The organism is Glutamicibacter sp. NPDC087673 (assembly GCF_044743255.1).
Classification (GTDB): Bacteria; Actinomycetota; Actinomycetes; order Actinomycetales; family Micrococcaceae; genus Glutamicibacter.
In genome coordinates, this window is record NZ_JBIUWB010000002.1 from 593,796 (window position 1) to 608,682 (window position 14,887).

Sequence of the window (14,887 nt, forward strand, 5' to 3'; positions counted from 1 at the left end):
GCCGTCGATATTTATTGGCGTCTGGTTGTGGGTCCCTTAACGCTGCCCCGGACCATGAGTATGCTCAAATCGCGCCGTCACGAATCACGCGAACGTGGGCTGGCGAACCACGAGGTTTGCCAGCCCACGGCGACCGGCTACCTGAGGTAGGTAGACCAGTTCTTGTTGCTCCAAGCGCTCGAGAGTCCTGGTCGACCCATGCGTCCGCTAAAACCAGGACGTCCCGGTGTCCCACCCTTGCCTGGTCGACCTGGAAGTCCGGCGCGACCTGGCTTGGCCGGGCCCCCGCTTGCTTCCGGTGTCCACGCGACTACGCAACCGTGAGAGTCCCAGAAATGCCCGCGCTCGAGCCAACCGACGTGGTTGCCGCCAATCGAATAAACCCCGTCAGTTCGCAGCCACCCGATCACGTTTCCTTGGAGTGAATAGAGGCGGTCTTCCTCGTACCAGCCTGATACTGATCCTCTGCTGTCGTATACGGGTAGGAGAGTCATATTGATTAGCCCTTTACATTTCCTGAATCATTGCCGGAGCGACAGGTCGGGAACAAATAGATTCCCGGCCGGTCGGTCACAGACTAAGTATCCCTGAAGCCCCGGAAATTATGAATAGGAGAGACGCTGTCTAGGCGGCACTTCGGAAGCGTACGATCTGCACCCACCGCGGCCGCATCACCGTTGGAGCGTTTGGGCGCGTTGATATGTTGTCCGGGCTTACAGATAGAGCTGTCAAACCTGCTCAAGTAGGGATTGCATGACGCTGACAATGCCCGTTGCGGGCCGAGTCCGCAACGAAAGTTCGCCGAAGCCGGCAGAGTCGTAGATTCTACTTAAGGGCGGGGCATGAGGAAAAGCATCCAAAGTCAAAGTGTCGGTTGCTATAGGTAGCATTACTTTCATGCAATGTACCGCTCCCGTCCAGGGCCACCGAACAGCTAGCGCGGCCGCAAACTGCCCCGCCTGCCGCTACCAATCCTCGTACCGTTCGCCGTCGTACTATTCGCCGTCGTACTATTCGCCGCCCCCACGCATGACTGGCCAACCCATATCACGGAAATCAACCAAGAGTAGTAAGCGACGCACGACTGCTGGTCATACCGTGTCTTACACTATTTCGGAGCAGCGAACGCTTGCACCAGTTCGCGAACAGGTCATCCGACAGGCCGAGAAATTTCCAGACCGTCGGGATCTGTTTCTGTGCCATGCATGGGACGACCGTAAGGACGCAGCGAAAGAACTTCACGATTTGTTGGAAGCTCAGGGCGCGACCGTATGGTTCAGCGAGAAAGACGTTGTACTCGGGACCTCACTGATCCGGAAGATCGACGAGGGTCTTCGAAACTCACGCATCGGCATCGTGCTTGTAACTCCCGCAATGTTCAAGAGTTTGGATTCGGCTGGTGTTGCCGATAAAGAGCTCTCCGCGTTGCTCGCCACGGATCGAGTCATCCCGGTCACTCATCAAACTAACTTCGAGGAACTACGCGATGTAAGCCCACTGCTTGCGGCTCGATCTGGCCTCAGCACCGAAGGGTCTACTCTCGAAGAAGTTGCCATCAAGATCGCTGAAACGATTATCGATATCTGACGCGACTGGGATTATACAGGCTGGACATCAAATGATGCAGGGGACGAGCAAGTGCGTCGCGAGCTGCGTTCTGCGTTGGAGAATTACAGTTTACCAATCAAGGGGGCGCTGTTCGCCCGAACCTACGCGTACGTGTGGGAGAACTATTAGGTCTCAGGTGAACCAAGGAGCACTGCCGTGTGGACATTAGGAGACTGAATCTCGCTTCGCCTCCAATTCTGAGTATTTATATATGCTGTTTTGCCTTGAGCGATATTTATTTTCAGTCGTGAGGGAAGCTTATTGGTTGAATCGAGCGAAATCGTCGCGTTTTCTGAGGAGATGAAAGATGAGTGGCCTCGAGTCAATGAACATTACTGGTCCGGAAACAATTGGAGCCGTAGGAAGATCATGATTAGCAAGGTCATTGTTCAGGGATACCGCAAATTTCGCCAGTTGGTCTTTGAACCAGATCCCAAGATGAACATCATTATCGGTGATAACGAGGCAGGTAAGTCGACCTTGTTAGAGGCGATTGCTATGGCCCTTAGCGGGCGGATCGACGGTCGTTGGGCGAACGAGGATCTCAATCCTTACTGGTTCAATACTCAATTAGTGAGTGAGTATTTCAGCGCCTACGACGCTAATCCAAGGGCAGTAGTGCCATCGATTGCCGTCGAAGTCTATCTCGATTCCGACGATCCCGACATTCAAAGAATGCGCGGAATCCATAATTTCTTGCGAGTCGACTCGCCCGGCGTCAAGCTCGAGGTGGCCCTCAACTCTGAATTTGAGGACGAGTTCGATTCCTACATGGCGGATCCGGGACGACCAAATGTTCTGCCAACTGAGTACTTCGAGGCAACTTGGACGGATTTCAATGACATGCCCCTTCGTCGCCGACCGGCTGGTTTGGGACTGTCAATGATCGATTCACGTACAATCCGCTCCCGGGCGGGTATTGACTTCCATACTCGAGAGATTCTAGCTTCGTTCCTCGAATCAAAGGAACGGGCAGCGATTTCAGTGGCCCACCGAAAATCGCGGCATCAGATGACAACTTCGACGCTACACAGTCTTAACAATAAGGTGCGGGAAGGGTCCGAAGTACTTCACGAGGCTCCGTTGGGATTGACGATGGACCAATCTGCGAATGCTTCGTGGGAAGCTGGCGTCATACCGCAGGTCAACGAAATTCCATTTGCCATGTCAGGGCAAGGACAACAGGCGTCAATTAAAGTGGCATTGGCGATGAAACGGCGGGCAGAGTCTGCTCAATCAGTGCTGATCGAGGAGCCTGAAACCCATCTCGCGCACAGTCGTCTCCAGCGGCTGATCCAGCGGATCGAGACTCTCGCTGGTGGGAACCAGCAGCTGTTCATCACAACGCATAGTTCTTTCGTCCTTAACCGCCTGGGTCTTAATAGATTGGTCTTCTTGCGAGGTGACACGACCAGCCGCCTTACTGATCTTGAAAAAGAAACAGTTTCGTACTTCAAACATCTATCCGGATATGACACCCTGCGTCTCGTTCTGGCTACGAAGCTCGTACTCGTCGAAGGTCCGTCTGACGAAATGATCTTCAAGCGAGGCTATTTTGATAAGTTTCAGAAATATCCCGAGGCTGACGGTATTGACGTCATTTCCATGAACGGAATTACGTTTAAGCGGGCACTTGAGCTTTGTATGATCCTTGACCGTGAAGTTGTAGCACTTCAGGACAACGACGGGACCCCGCCTTCTGAAATCCTTGAAGGGCTTGGCGAGTATCTAGCGGAGAGCCGACAGATGTATGTCGGCGACCCAAAGTGCGGCAAGACTCTTGAACCACAACTCGTTCAAGCCAATGGAGTCGAAGGTATGCGAACGATTCTGGGGCTGCGGCCACGAGATAACTTGGAGACTTGGATGCGCAACCATAAGACCGAAGGAGCGCTGCGAATATTGGAGGCAACGCAGGACGTGGTTATGCCTCTCTATATCCAGCAGGCGATTGAGCACTTCGCGTGAATCGGACCTTTTTGGCAGTAGCTGGCGGCCGCAAGACTCAGTCGATTGTCGATGACTGTGTGTCATGTCCGGAACATCGCCGTATCCTCGTACTCGGGTACACCACTGCAAGTCAAGAAGAGCTGACCGCTCGGCTTCGAGCGGCGGGCATACGCAGCAATCGCGTAGAGGTAATGGGTTGGTTCTCCTTTCTTCTGAATCACTTTGTTCGTCCTTATCTTCCTCTCCTATATGAGGGGCGTCGGCTGACCGGCCTGAATTTCGATGGTGACCCTGGCCGGTTTGCCAATGGGGTAACCCGCTTCTTAGACGAGGATAATCGAGCATATAAATTACATCTTGCCAAGCTCGCCTACGATGTAATGACGGCGAGTAGAGGTCGAGTAATTGATCGTATGGAGCACATCTACGACGAAATTTACATCGATGAAGTGCAGGACCTTGGCGGCTGGGATTTGGATCTACTTGAATCATTATTGCGATCGAGCCCCAAGATCACGATGGTGGGTGACATGCGCCAGGCGTTGCTGTCAACCAATGTGCGCGATCCAAAGAACAAGAAATACCGCAGAGAGAGGATTTTCGATTGGTTCCAAGCTATGGAGAGGAAACAGCTTCTGCACATCGTGCAAAAGCCAACGACGTACCGTTCAAATCAGGTCATTTCGGGATTCTCGGACTCCATTTTTGACCCAGACCTTGGCTACGAACGAACGGTTTCTGCCTCAACTGAGTCGCATTCGCATACAGGTCTCTTCACTGTCCGAGAAACAGATGCTGCCGAGTATGCCAAGAGTTTCGAGGCGTTGTGCCTACGCCATAGCAAATCAGTGGCCAAGAACCTGGAGCTTCCCTTTCTCACTTTTGGGGTAGCCAAGGGTCGTACGGTGGACCATGTATTGATCTATCCGACTACCAAAGTCTTAAAATTTTTAGCTGACGGACCTTGGCTGGAGGGAAGTGCCGCATGCTCTCTCTACGTCGGTGTTACACGTGCTAAGCACAGTGTTGCCTTTATTACTGACTCGCATTTCCCTAACTTCACGGTTTGGACGAAGTAGTGATCATTGTGGTGATTGATGGTTCATGGACTCCAACCGTGCGGGTGGGGACTCCGATTCGTAGGTTTACATTTTGCCTTAACGGTAGTTACTCGCGAGCACTATGGGCTTCATGTTCGAAAAACTTGGGCGTTATGTTGCTCCAGGTCGAGCTTGGGCGCTCAAATCGTCTTTGCTCTTGTTGAACAGCCAAAACAACCATGTAGTGGGAGTATGTTGCAGTACGTACTGCGCCAGATCGCCGCTGCCAACTAGCAGATCCACCTCGGCTCCGGTCGAAGCGAATCTCTAAGTAGTTCCGCATCGCGGGAACACCTGAGACCCAAGGCAATTGCCTTGGGTCTCAGGTTTTTAACCATCCTTTTGCGCACTCAGCTGACCATGGGTGCGGGCCGTGGACCGGGTGCGGGTGCCAACCTCCAGTACGCTGAAGCCTGACATTTCCAACAGCAGCTCCAATTCCCCGGGCGGCCAATACCAGGCCGGGGCGACCTGGTGGCCAAAGGCTTCTAGCTGATCCCCAGCAAAGAATCCGAGCAGCAGCTTGCCGCGTGGCTTGAGCACCCGGGCAAACTCGCCCAACAGCTGCGGAAGGTCGGCTGGAGGAGCATGGATTACCGAGTACCAGGCGAGCACCCCGGAAAAATGGTGGTCTTCGAACGGCAGCTGCGCCAGGTCTGCACGCAGGAAATCGGGCTTCTGGAAGTTGCGCCGTGCGAAGTCCAGAAACTCCGGAACGAGGTCAACGCCTGTAGCCGGCCGATGGGCATCGGCGATGAACTGTGTCCAATGCCCAGGCCCGCAGCCAGCGTCCAGGACCGGCCCCTCCAGCTGCCCCGCCCACGCCGCAATCAGCTCCCGGTCTTCAAGCTCCGCCTGCTCGGGCGAAGCGAACAGATCGATATAGGCGCTGGCGAGACTCGAATAACTCGCTGAGACGTGATGAGGATCGAAGGAAGGTGGCATACGCTCAGCTTAGCGCCGCCCGCAGGGAGCCTGGAGATCAATTGCTAGACTCGGGAATCACTTCCAGAAAACTGTTGGCGGAGAGGAACTTCCGATGACGTCACCTGCCCTTGAAGATCTGCTGAATGCGGGCCAAGTGCACCAAGTGCGTTCCTGGCTCGGAGAGGCAACAGTCGTTTCGGACATGTCTTGGGGGCTGACAGACATTAAAGTCCTCCATTTGGACGCAGCCGGAAAGCACTTCGTGCTCAAGACCGCGGGCGAAAGAAACCATCACATCATCCGGGAGCTGGAAGCACATCGCCGGTACACGAGTGTACTTGCCGAAGCTGGGCTGGCCGCGCGGCTGCGTTTTTCAAGCGATGTGCACCGCCTGGCAGTGCTGGACTACCAGCCCGGAGAACTGTGCGTAGGGACAGAACATGAATACGCGCCGGATTCGCATCGACAGGCCGGACACGCGCTCAGGTTGCTGCACGATCAAGAGCAGCGTGTTGCTCATGACTACGAAGCCCGGCTGACGGCAAAATTCCTTCAGCTGCTCGAGCGCAAGCACCGTATCGGTGCTTCACGGTGCCGGCAGATCAGGGACCTGTTCACCAGCTACGAGCCTAGATCCGTGGCTGTCGTCCCGACGCATGGCGACTGGCAGCCCCGTAATTGGCTCGTAGACCATGGAAAACTGAAAGTCATTGATTTCGGACGTTTTGAATTCCGTCCAGCTTCCAGCGACTTCGCGCGACTCTCAGTTCAGCAGTGGGTGGAGCATCCGGAGCTGGAACAGGCCTTCTTGCAGGGCTACGGCTATGATCCGCGCGAAGAATTATCATGGAAAATGATGCAACTACGTGAAGGCCTGGGGACGGCCGTCTGGTCTTATGAAGTTGGAGATGAATCCTTCGAAGCGCAAGGGCTGCAAATGCTGGCCGATACCCTGGACCGCAACTAGGCTCGCACGCGAACCGGCACCTGCGTTCGGGGTAGTGAACGTCATTGCTAGGAAATTAGCACCAGCACGGACGTTGACGGATAATGAAAGAAGCCTTGAACGCGGTAAACTAGGTATTTCGCATGGGCTTTCCAGCCTATTGTCGGCGAATTTGTGAAGGGGATGAACGTGTCTTTATTGAAGACCATCAAGAAACCAAGTGACCTGCGGGCGCTTACCCTCGAGCAGCTCGACGACTTGGCGGAGGAAATCCGCGGCTTCCTCATCGACAATGTTGCTCGTACTGGCGGCCATTTGGGCCCCAATCTCGGTGTTATCGAGCTGACCCTGGGCATCCATCGTGTCTTCGATTCCCCAACTGACTCCATAGTCTTCGATACGGGACACCAGTCGTATGTGCACAAGCTGGTTACCGGACGCCAGAATTTCGAGACCTTGCGCCAGCAGGGAGGCCTGTCGGGCTACCCTGACCGTGGTGAATCAGAACACGATGTGGTTGAGTCCTCCCATGCTTCCTCCTCGCTGTCGTGGGTTGATGGAATTTCCCGCGCCAACAAGCTGATGAATAACAATGACCGCTACGCCGTAGCCCTGGTGGGCGATGGCGCCTTGACCGGCGGCATGGCCTGGGAAGCAGTCAACAACATCGCTGCCGACAAGGACCGCAAAGCAGTCATCGTGGTCAACGACAACGGCCGCTCCTACGCCCCGACCATCGGCGGCCTGGCCAACCAGCTTTCGGGACTGCGCCAGCAGCTGGACAAGTTCCGTACCCACCCGGCCTACGAGAACGCCATGGACAAGCTCAAGGTCAAGCTCAAGGGATCCGGGCCAGTAGGCGATTTCACTTACAAGTCCCTTCACGCCACCAAGAAGGGCATCAAGGACTGGTGGGCACCGCAAGGCCTGTTCGAGGACCTGGGCCTGAAGTACATCGGCCCGATCGATGGCCACAACCAGCGCGCAGTAGAAGAAGCGCTGCAGCAGGCCAAGCAGTACGCGGGCCCAGTGCTCGTGCATGCCCTGACTGAGAAGGGCCACGGCTACGCTCCGGCCCGCGCCGATGAAGCTGACCAGTTCCACGCCGTTGGCGTTATCGACCCAATCACCGGTCTGCCGGTTTCCAAGTCCAGCGCGCAGAGCTGGACCAGCGTCTTCGGCGAAGAGATCGCGGCGGTGGCCAACGAGCGCGAGGACATTGTGGCGATCACCGGTGCCATGCTGCAGCCAGTGGGCCTGAAGAAAATGTCCCAGGAACACCCTGAACGCGTCATTGACGTGGGCATCGCCGAACAGCACGCCATGACTACTGCCGCCGGCCTTGCCTTTGGCGGACTGCACCCGGTGGTCTGCGTCTACGCGACCTTCCTCAACCGTGCCTTTGACCAATTGCTGATGGACGTGGCCCTGCATAAGGCAGGTGTCACCATCGTGCTGGACCGCGCTGGAGTCACCGGCCCGGACGGCGCCAGCCACCACGGCATGTGGGATATGGCGCTGACCCAGATCGTGCCTAACCTGCATCTGGCTGCGCCGCGCGATGCCGACCGCCTGCGGGAGGAACTGCGTGAAGCCCTTGACATCAATGATGCGCCAAGTGTCGTGCGATTCTCCAAGGGCTCGGTGGGTGAACCCATCGAAGCTGTGGACCGCCTGCCAGATGGCGTGGATGTTCTGGCACGCTTGGGGGACCGTTCCGCACCGGATGTTCTCATCGTTTCCGTGGGCGCCATGAGCGAGCTTTCGCTGGATGTCGCAGAACGACTGAACAGCCAGGGCGTATCGGTGACCGTGGTGGATCCTCGTTGGGTTCTACCAATGCCAACCTCGGTGATTTCACTGGCAGCCCGTCACCGCATTGTGGTCTGCATCGAAGATGGCGTCCGAGCCGGCGGTGTGGGTTCGCGCTTGCGCACCGAAATGCGTGCAGCGGGTGTCGATACGGCTCTGAACGAAGTAGGTTTGCCTACCGAATTCTTGGCGCACGGAACTCGTGCTGAGGTCTTGGACCGCGTTGGACTGACTGCACAGCAGGTAGCCCGCGATACCCTGGCGCAGGTTCTGGGAACCAAGGTTCCATTCGCCCGGCCCCTCCCTGGACAAGACCTGCCTACCGGTCAGATTCCGAAGCTGTGAGCTCACCGTCCGGCTGCCCGGTAGACCTGCCCCGTAGCCCAGAAACTATCGCCGAGGGTTCCTTGGTGGTAGCGCGCGCCTGGAAGTATGATTCCAGCCCGCACTGGGTGGTGCCCGGATTTTATCTCGGACAGGACAAATACGGACATTGGCTTCACCAGCCGGCCGGCGCACTGGTAGCCCGTCCGGGCACCGCACACTTGGCAGCGAGTAATGCGCTCTGCCTGATTCCACACTCGGGCCAGTGGATTGCCACCCTCTATGCGGATGCACTGGAAGATTTTGATGTCTACATCGACCTGTCCAGCAACATCGGATGGCGACGGATGAAGCGTGGCGCTTGGGAAGTCAACTCCATTGACATGGATTTGGACGTGATTCGTTCACGTAGCCAAGGCGTGTTCCTTGATGATGAAGATGAATTCGCCGAACATGAAATAGGCATGAACTATCCAGCTTCCCTAGTTCGTAGTATTGGAAGAGAAGCTGGACTGTTGCTCGGCACCGTGATCAACAACGATGCACCGTTCAATGCCGAACACCGCGCCACCTGGCAATCCAAGGCTGAGCGCCTAGCCGCACAGCTTGCCGAAGCCTCCAAAAATTTAGATAACTAAGCACACCGTAGACCCAAGGGGTAATCACATGGCGATCATTCGCACCTACCGGATGAACGAAAAGAACGAACTGGAATTCCGCGAAGCATGGTTCCAGCAGTTCGAGGACGATGAATTGGGTCAGTTCGTGATCAATCACGGCACCGTGGGACATATGTCCAAGACCAATGAAGTCCAGGACGTAAACACCGACCGCGCCGACGAATTGTTCGCTGGTTTCGCTGAAGCCTGTGCTGCCGAAGGCTATGCAGAGATCAAGGAAGAAGATCAGTCGTGGGTTATCGTGCAGTACGCGCTGAAATCCGCAAATGGCACCGAGCGCGACCAGTACCTGGACAAGAAGGCCAAGGAAGCGCTGACCGGCCACTTGGCATGGCGCGGACTTGGCACGGTGGAGTCCAGCGATTTCGGTAACCGAAAGCTGAACATCCGAGTCCTATCACCAGCTCCAAAGCTTGCAGTCGCTGCGATCAAGACGTGCATCCGCGAAGCCAAGCTGGACTTCACCAAGATGAGTATCGGTGTTGCGCCCTATGCGGAATTGAACAAGCTGAAGATGGCGCACCCGATGCCACCAAAGCCGATGTCCATCGACTGATCACGAATGATAAGCCCCATAGTTGCGACGCAGCCAATGCAGGCAGCGGACCACCCGGCCATCCGTCGGCTGTCGGAGAGTTTGGGGCGTCAGGCTGAACCTGGAAATTGGGGCGCTGGTGAATGCCAGGTAGTCGTCAAGAACCCGGCCGGAGAGCTGCTTGGCTGGGCTCGAGCCCATTGGTGGGAGCCTGCTGATCCGTTGGCGCCAGCTGGCTATTACCTTGCCGGGATCGAGGTTGCCTGCGGATACCGGCAACGGGGCGTGGCACGAAGCCTAACCGAGGCCAGGCTGTCATGGATTGCGCAGCGCGCTTCGACCGCATGGTGCGTGGTCAACGCGCAGAATACTGCGTCTTTGGCGCTTCATCGTGCCCTGGGATTCGAAGAAGTAGCCCGGGCTCCACGGTTCGGTACTGTGGTTTTTAACGGCGGCAGTGGCCTGCTGTTGTCCAAGGAAGTGGTGTCTTCGTGCGGCCCCGCGAAAGCACAGGTTTAAACGAGCAGGAAACAAGGAGAAATGATTCCACAAGAAGACCGGGACGAGACCCCCGGTGCCCAGCGTAAAGTCCCGCGGATGGGAGCAACCCGCACGCCGTTGCACCTGGTTTTCCAGGCTTGCGTCGGTGTCATCATCGGCATTGGAGTGGTGTCCCTGCTTTCTGGCCTCGCCCCAGCGCAGGTTGCCTTGACCGGAGTTGTCATTGCCATATTGGTGTGGATCGTTGAACAGGGCTTCCGCCTGCCAGAACCGAATACCAAGCAGGGAGCACGTGTCCGCATGGTACTTCGACTGATTTCCTTGATTGGTTTCACCATCGCGGTGAGCCCGCTGCTGTCCTTGATCGAGGGCTGACAGCCTGCAACCCAGGCTAGTCCCGGACGTTCACACGTCTGGGACTATTTTTTTGCGCTGACCGGTTTCCGGGCAGAATAAAAGATCGGCCAGGTTCTCCCCGTGAAGGGAGAACCTGGCCGATCCTCTAGCTGTGCCTTGGCGTCTAGTCGGTGCCTGCGTCGAATGCAGCAGACTCGATAGCGCGGTCGGTCGCCAGGTCATCGCTATCAACCTGGGTTGCGTTCACGATGTCATCAGCTCCGCCAGCTTCCAGCGAGCCGACGAGTTCAGCGGTGGTGCCGCCGACCAGGCCCATGTTGGCGTACTGCTCCAGGCGGCCGCGGGAGTCCGCGATATCCAGGTTGCGCATGGTCAGCTGGCCGATGCGGTCCACTGGGCCGAAAGCGGCGTCGCCTACGCGCTCCATCGAAAGCTTGTCCGGGTGGTAGCTCAGGTTCTCGCCCTCGGTGTTCACGATCGTGTAGTCGTCGCCACGGCGCAAGCGGATGGTGACGGTACCGGTGATGGCCGAGCCGACCCAGCGCTGCAGCGATTCGCGCAGCATCAGGGCCTGCGGGTCCAGCCAGCGGCCTTCGTACATCAGACGGCCCAAGCGGCGGCCTTCGTTGTGGTAGCTGGCCACGGTGTCTTCGTTGTGGATCGCGTTCACGAGGCGTTCGTAGGCGATGTACAGCAGCGCCATTGCTGGTGCTTCGTAGATGCCACGGGACTTGGCCTCGATGATGCGGTTCTCGATCTGGTCGCTCATGCCCAGACCATGGCGTCCGCCGATGATATTAGCTTCGTTGACCAGAGCCACCGGATCGGTGAACTCCTTGCCATTGATGGCTACCGGGCGGCCAGCGACGAAGGAAACCGAGACATCTTCGGTCTTGATCTCTACGTTCTCGTCCCAGTACTTCACGCCCATGATCGGCTCAACAGACTCGATGGAGCTGTTCAGCAGTTCCAGGGTCTTCGCCTCGTGGGTTGCGCCCCAGATGTTGGCATCGGTTGAGTAGGCCTTTTCGGCCGAATCGCGGTAAGGGAAACCGTGCTCCTGCAGCCATTCGGACATTTCCTGGCGGCCACCAAGCTCTGCAACGAAGTTGGGGTCGAGCCATGGCTTGTAGATGCGCAGCTTAGGGTTGGCCATCAAGCCGTAGCGGTAGAAGCGCTCGATGTCGTTGCCCTTGTAGGTCGAACCGTCGCCCCAGACATCCACGCCATCTTCGCGCATTGCGCGGACCAGCAGGGTGCCGGTGACGGCGCGGCCCAGCGGGGTGGTGTTGAAGTAGGTCTTGCCGCCAGTGCGGATGTGGAAAGCGCCGCAGGCGAGTGCTGCGAAGCCTTCTTCAACCAGAGCAGGCTTGCAATCAACCAGGCGGGAGTTCTCTGCACCGTACTCCAGTGCACGGCCAGGTACAGCGTCGATATCTGGCTCGTCGTACTGGCCGAGGTCGCCAGTGTAGGTGTAAGGGATGGCGCCCTTGTCGCGCATCCAGGCTACTGCCACCGAGGTGTCGAGGCCACCGGAGAACGCGATACCTACGCGCTCGCCTACAGGGAGATTGGTAAGAACTTTAGACATGTTTCCATCCTAATGGATAAATATGCAATGCAGTGAATTGTGCTGTGAAATGTTGAGCACAACTACCTACCGGATAGCCTATGGGTATAACGTCGCTCAGTGAAGCGGATGAACAAACCAACAGATGAGGTGTCCATGGAATTCCGTCAGCTAGGCCGCAGCGGCCTGAGTGTTTCCGTCGTCGGGCTAGGCTGCAACAATCTTGGCCGCGCAGGTACTGCGACCGAATCCCAAGAAGGAACCGACGCGGTTATCCATGCGGCGCTTGATGCGGGTATTACGCTCTTCGATGTCGCGGATGTCTATGGAAAGGAACCAGGGCTTTCCGAAATCCGTCTGGGCAAAGCGCTAGGGCAAGCACGCAATGACATCGTGCTGGCCACCAAATTCGGCATGGATATGCAGGGCGCAAATGGTCCGGACTTCAATGCACGTGGTTCGCGCCGTTATATCGTCAAAGCCGTCGAAGCGTCGCTCAAGCGGCTCGGTACCGACTACATCGACCTGTATCAGTTCCATACCCCAGATGCGAACACTCCCATCGAAGAAACCTTGCGGGCTATGGATGAGCTAGTCACCAGCGGCAAGGTTCGCTACATCGGTCATTCCAACCGGGCCGGCTGGCAAATCGCCCAGGCGGAGTACGTGGCCCGTGAATTGGGAACCGAGCGATTCGTCTCGGCACAGAATCACTACAACCTGATTGACCGGCGTGCAGAACTGGAAGTGCTTCCAGCGGCTCGTGAATTCGATCTGGGCGTCTTGCCCTACTTCCCGCTGGCAAACGGCCTGCTGACCGGGAAATACTCCAAGGGGCATGCCCCAGAAGGCAGTCGCCTGACTCACGCTCGTCAGCATCTCGTGGAAACCAGCGATTTCGAGCAGTTGGATCAATTCGATGCGTTTGCCGCCGAACGGGATCTGACGCCGATCGAATTGGCGTTTTCGTGGCTGGCAGCGCAGTCGCCGGTGGCCTCAGTGATTGCCGGTGCCACCCGTCCCGAGCAGATTCGAGCCAACGCTGCAGCGGTGCGTTGGGTTCCGAGCGCTGCGGAACGGGTCCAGATGGATGAGCTCTTCCCGCCCCCGCAGAAGGTTGCATTGTTCTAAACGAACCAATTAGAAAGCACGAAAGGCTGAACCCATCCGGGTTCAGCCTTTCGTGCTTTAAAAGAGCTGGGAAACTACTCTGCGGCGGTGATATAGGCGACGATGTCGTCACCTTCAATTGCCGCCGCGTAGCGTGGCAGAGCCGCGATAGCTGGACCTTCGTCCACGGTACCGTCAGCGGGTGCGAATCGTGAGCCATGGCAGGCGCAGTAGAAATCTTCCTTGCTGGACTTCGGGCTCACGGCACAACCCTGGTGGGTGCAGACGTTCGAGTAGGCCAAAACTGTCTTCTCATCCTTGCGGAAGAGCAAAACGCCTACTTCTTTTCCGGAAGGATCCTTGGCTGGAGCGAGTGCACGCGATCCGATGGCAAGGTCCTTGGCCTTCATGAGCGCCTGTCCTTCTCCGGTTGGTTCAGGGATCGGCAATGCCTCGGGGGTGTCGGCTTCAGAATGTCCATCACCGCAGGCGGTGAGCAGTGCGGCGGAACCAAGTGCTGCCGAGGCGCACATGAACGTACGACGGGCTGGTCGGGCGATGTCAGTCATGCACCCATTCTGGCAGAGATCTCTGTGCCGGCGCTAAGAGCAAAGCGTCCGCGTCAGGAGGATGCGGCATGCGGTGAGTTTGATCGGCGGGGGAGCGGTCTGCATGCGTTCGCCAGGCGGTATCGAATACTATGAATATTTATGCAGTGTTTTCGAAGTCCCGAGAGTATCCATAGCGCCGGGTGCTCCCTCGGCATGGCTCTGAATCCCGCACTTTGGAGAGGTTAGTAATCCAGGTGGGGCATTTCGGGTGGTGTAATTGGGGCATGCCCGCCCGTCTCCCAGTGGGGAATAGAACGGCCAGAACTAGATATTTTTTTCCCGGTTTTCCGCACTTATGTGCGCACCGTTACACGCATCTGCAAGGTAGTCCCGTGATTGATACAGGCGATGGGCTGATTCAACATCGTGTCCCTGCCGGCCGATCGGTGAGTGGGTTGCCCCGCTGCCTTGCGGCGGAAGATTCGAATATCTTTGCATTCATGCTAATATTTGTATGTAGTTAGTTGAAGCTACTAATTTCGGAGAGAGCTTTCGCTGTTTTCCTGTCCGGCGTTTTATCGCCGACTGAGTTACTCCGCGCAGTAATCGCGTGTTGAGTTCCGGGTAGCAGCCCTCCGATGGAAAACCGGCGGTATTCGCCAACGCGAGTACCGCGCCTGAACTGACCCGAAGCGCCATTGCGCGCCAATATGGATAGCCGCAAGTGCGATGCAGGCAAACCATGGGTCCGGATTCACGTTGTGAAGCCAAAAGCGCTAGGTCTGGAACGAATCCACGAGCTGGTGCTCCCCGTGACTAGGGATGAACGATACGAATGAGAAACGAACGAAACTTGAGTGTAGGGAAGTGGTTCATGGGCCCAGGGGCTTGTGCGCGTCGGCTGAAATTTACCCCT

At 56.9% G+C, this 14,887-nt stretch carries 14 protein-coding genes; 10 read left to right on the top strand and 4 right to left on the bottom strand.

All coding sequences use genetic code 11. From position 1 onward, the window contains the following. Window positions 1-137 precede the first annotated feature (137 nt). Entirely contained in the window at window positions 138-494 is a 357-nt protein-coding gene (locus ACIOTL_RS07110; RefSeq protein ID WP_400342217.1) for a 4-fold beta flower protein, read from the bottom strand. Between the two features lie 604 nt (window positions 495-1,098). Between ACIOTL_RS07110 and ACIOTL_RS07115 the strand changes: the two genes are divergently transcribed. The 3 genes from ACIOTL_RS07115 to ACIOTL_RS07125 all read left to right on the top strand — a co-directional run bounded on the left by ACIOTL_RS07115 (window position 1,099) and on the right by ACIOTL_RS07125 (window position 4,637). Next, complete coding sequence (locus tag ACIOTL_RS07115) at window positions 1,099-1,587, top strand: toll/interleukin-1 receptor domain-containing protein (protein ID WP_400342218.1); 489 nt, start codon at window positions 1,099-1,101, stop codon at window positions 1,585-1,587. Window positions 1,588-1,977: 390 nt separating this feature from the next. Beyond that, window positions 1,978-3,576: an ATP-dependent nuclease gene (locus tag ACIOTL_RS07120; RefSeq protein WP_400342219.1), complete on the top strand. Its 1,599-nt coding sequence runs from the start codon at window positions 1,978-1,980 to the stop codon at window positions 3,574-3,576. Further along, window positions 3,573-4,637 (top strand): UvrD-helicase domain-containing protein, encoded by a 1,065-nt coding sequence (locus ACIOTL_RS07125; protein ID WP_400342220.1) that lies wholly within the window; start codon window positions 3,573-3,575, stop codon window positions 4,635-4,637. Before ACIOTL_RS07120 ends, ACIOTL_RS07125 begins: the two co-directional genes overlap by 4 nt. A gap of 351 nt (window positions 4,638-4,988) precedes the next feature. On the opposite strand, the gene ACIOTL_RS07130 is transcribed toward ACIOTL_RS07125, so the two are convergent. Then, a complete protein-coding gene (locus ACIOTL_RS07130) occupies window positions 4,989-5,603 on the bottom strand; it encodes a class I SAM-dependent methyltransferase (RefSeq protein WP_400342222.1) in 615 nt (204 codons plus the stop codon). A gap of 94 nt (window positions 5,604-5,697) precedes the next feature. Here ACIOTL_RS07130 and ACIOTL_RS07135 point away from each other — a divergent pair, with 94 nt between their 5' ends. From ACIOTL_RS07135 to ACIOTL_RS07160, 6 genes are all read left to right on the top strand, one after another. Continuing rightward, window positions 5,698-6,552 (top strand): phosphotransferase, encoded by an 855-nt coding sequence (locus ACIOTL_RS07135; protein WP_400342223.1) that lies wholly within the window; start codon window positions 5,698-5,700, stop codon window positions 6,550-6,552. A gap of 168 nt (window positions 6,553-6,720) precedes the next feature. Beyond that, on the top strand, window positions 6,721-8,688 hold the full coding sequence (dxs, locus tag ACIOTL_RS07140) for a 1-deoxy-D-xylulose-5-phosphate synthase (RefSeq protein WP_105656856.1): 1,968 nt from the start codon (window positions 6,721-6,723) through the stop codon (window positions 8,686-8,688). A 65-nt stretch (window positions 8,689-8,753) separates the two neighbouring features. After that, window positions 8,754-9,305: a DUF402 domain-containing protein gene (locus ACIOTL_RS07145; protein ID WP_286134572.1), complete on the top strand. Its 552-nt coding sequence runs from the start codon at window positions 8,754-8,756 to the stop codon at window positions 9,303-9,305. A gap of 28 nt (window positions 9,306-9,333) precedes the next feature. Further along, window positions 9,334-9,903, top strand: coding sequence for a hypothetical protein (locus ACIOTL_RS07150; protein ID WP_133834259.1), 570 nt, complete (start codon window positions 9,334-9,336; stop codon window positions 9,901-9,903). Window positions 9,904-9,939: 36 nt separating this feature from the next. After that, a complete protein-coding gene (locus ACIOTL_RS07155) occupies window positions 9,940-10,401 on the top strand; it encodes a GNAT family N-acetyltransferase (RefSeq protein ID WP_400342224.1) in 462 nt (153 codons plus the stop codon). Between the two features lie 21 nt (window positions 10,402-10,422). After that, window positions 10,423-10,758: a hypothetical protein gene (locus ACIOTL_RS07160; RefSeq protein WP_105656743.1), complete on the top strand. Its 336-nt coding sequence runs from the start codon at window positions 10,423-10,425 to the stop codon at window positions 10,756-10,758. Window positions 10,759-10,903: 145 nt separating this feature from the next. On the opposite strand, the gene argG is transcribed toward ACIOTL_RS07160, so the two are convergent. After that, window positions 10,904-12,331, bottom strand: a complete 1,428-nt coding sequence (argG, locus tag ACIOTL_RS07165; RefSeq protein WP_105661468.1) for an argininosuccinate synthase — start codon at window positions 12,329-12,331, stop codon at window positions 10,904-10,906. 135 nt (window positions 12,332-12,466) lie between these two features. Here argG and ACIOTL_RS07170 point away from each other — a divergent pair, with 135 nt between their 5' ends. Continuing rightward, window positions 12,467-13,441: an aldo/keto reductase gene (locus ACIOTL_RS07170; protein ID WP_400342265.1), complete on the top strand. Its 975-nt coding sequence runs from the start codon at window positions 12,467-12,469 to the stop codon at window positions 13,439-13,441. A gap of 74 nt (window positions 13,442-13,515) precedes the next feature. Here the strand turns inward: ACIOTL_RS07170 and ACIOTL_RS07175 are convergent, their stop codons facing one another. After that, window positions 13,516-13,989, bottom strand: coding sequence for a Rieske (2Fe-2S) protein (locus ACIOTL_RS07175; protein WP_133834257.1), 474 nt, complete (start codon window positions 13,987-13,989; stop codon window positions 13,516-13,518). Between the last annotated feature and the right edge of the window lie 898 nt (window positions 13,990-14,887).

What these genes read in the sequence shown, in the direction of transcription:
- ACIOTL_RS07110 (WP_400342217.1), bottom strand. Translation starts at nt 494, where the DNA reads ATGACTCTCCTACCCGTATACGACAGCAGAGGATCAGTATCAGGCTGG.
- ACIOTL_RS07120 (WP_400342219.1), top strand. Translation starts at nt 1,978, where the DNA reads ATGATTAGCAAGGTCATTGTTCAGGGATACCGCAAATTTCGCCAGTTG.
- ACIOTL_RS07130 (WP_400342222.1), bottom strand. Translation starts at nt 5,603, where the DNA reads ATGCCACCTTCCTTCGATCCTCATCACGTCTCAGCGAGTTATTCGAGT.
- ACIOTL_RS07135 (WP_400342223.1), top strand. Translation starts at nt 5,698, where the DNA reads ATGACGTCACCTGCCCTTGAAGATCTGCTGAATGCGGGCCAAGTGCAC.
- ACIOTL_RS07150 (WP_133834259.1), top strand. Translation starts at nt 9,334, where the DNA reads ATGGCGATCATTCGCACCTACCGGATGAACGAAAAGAACGAACTGGAA.
- ACIOTL_RS07155 (WP_400342224.1), top strand. Translation starts at nt 9,940, where the DNA reads ATGCAGGCAGCGGACCACCCGGCCATCCGTCGGCTGTCGGAGAGTTTG.
- ACIOTL_RS07160 (WP_105656743.1), top strand. Translation starts at nt 10,423, where the DNA reads ATGATTCCACAAGAAGACCGGGACGAGACCCCCGGTGCCCAGCGTAAA.
- argG (WP_105661468.1), bottom strand. Translation starts at nt 12,331, where the DNA reads ATGTCTAAAGTTCTTACCAATCTCCCTGTAGGCGAGCGCGTAGGTATC.
- ACIOTL_RS07170 (WP_400342265.1), top strand. Translation starts at nt 12,467, where the DNA reads ATGGAATTCCGTCAGCTAGGCCGCAGCGGCCTGAGTGTTTCCGTCGTC.
- ACIOTL_RS07175 (WP_133834257.1), bottom strand. Translation starts at nt 13,989, where the DNA reads ATGACTGACATCGCCCGACCAGCCCGTCGTACGTTCATGTGCGCCTCG.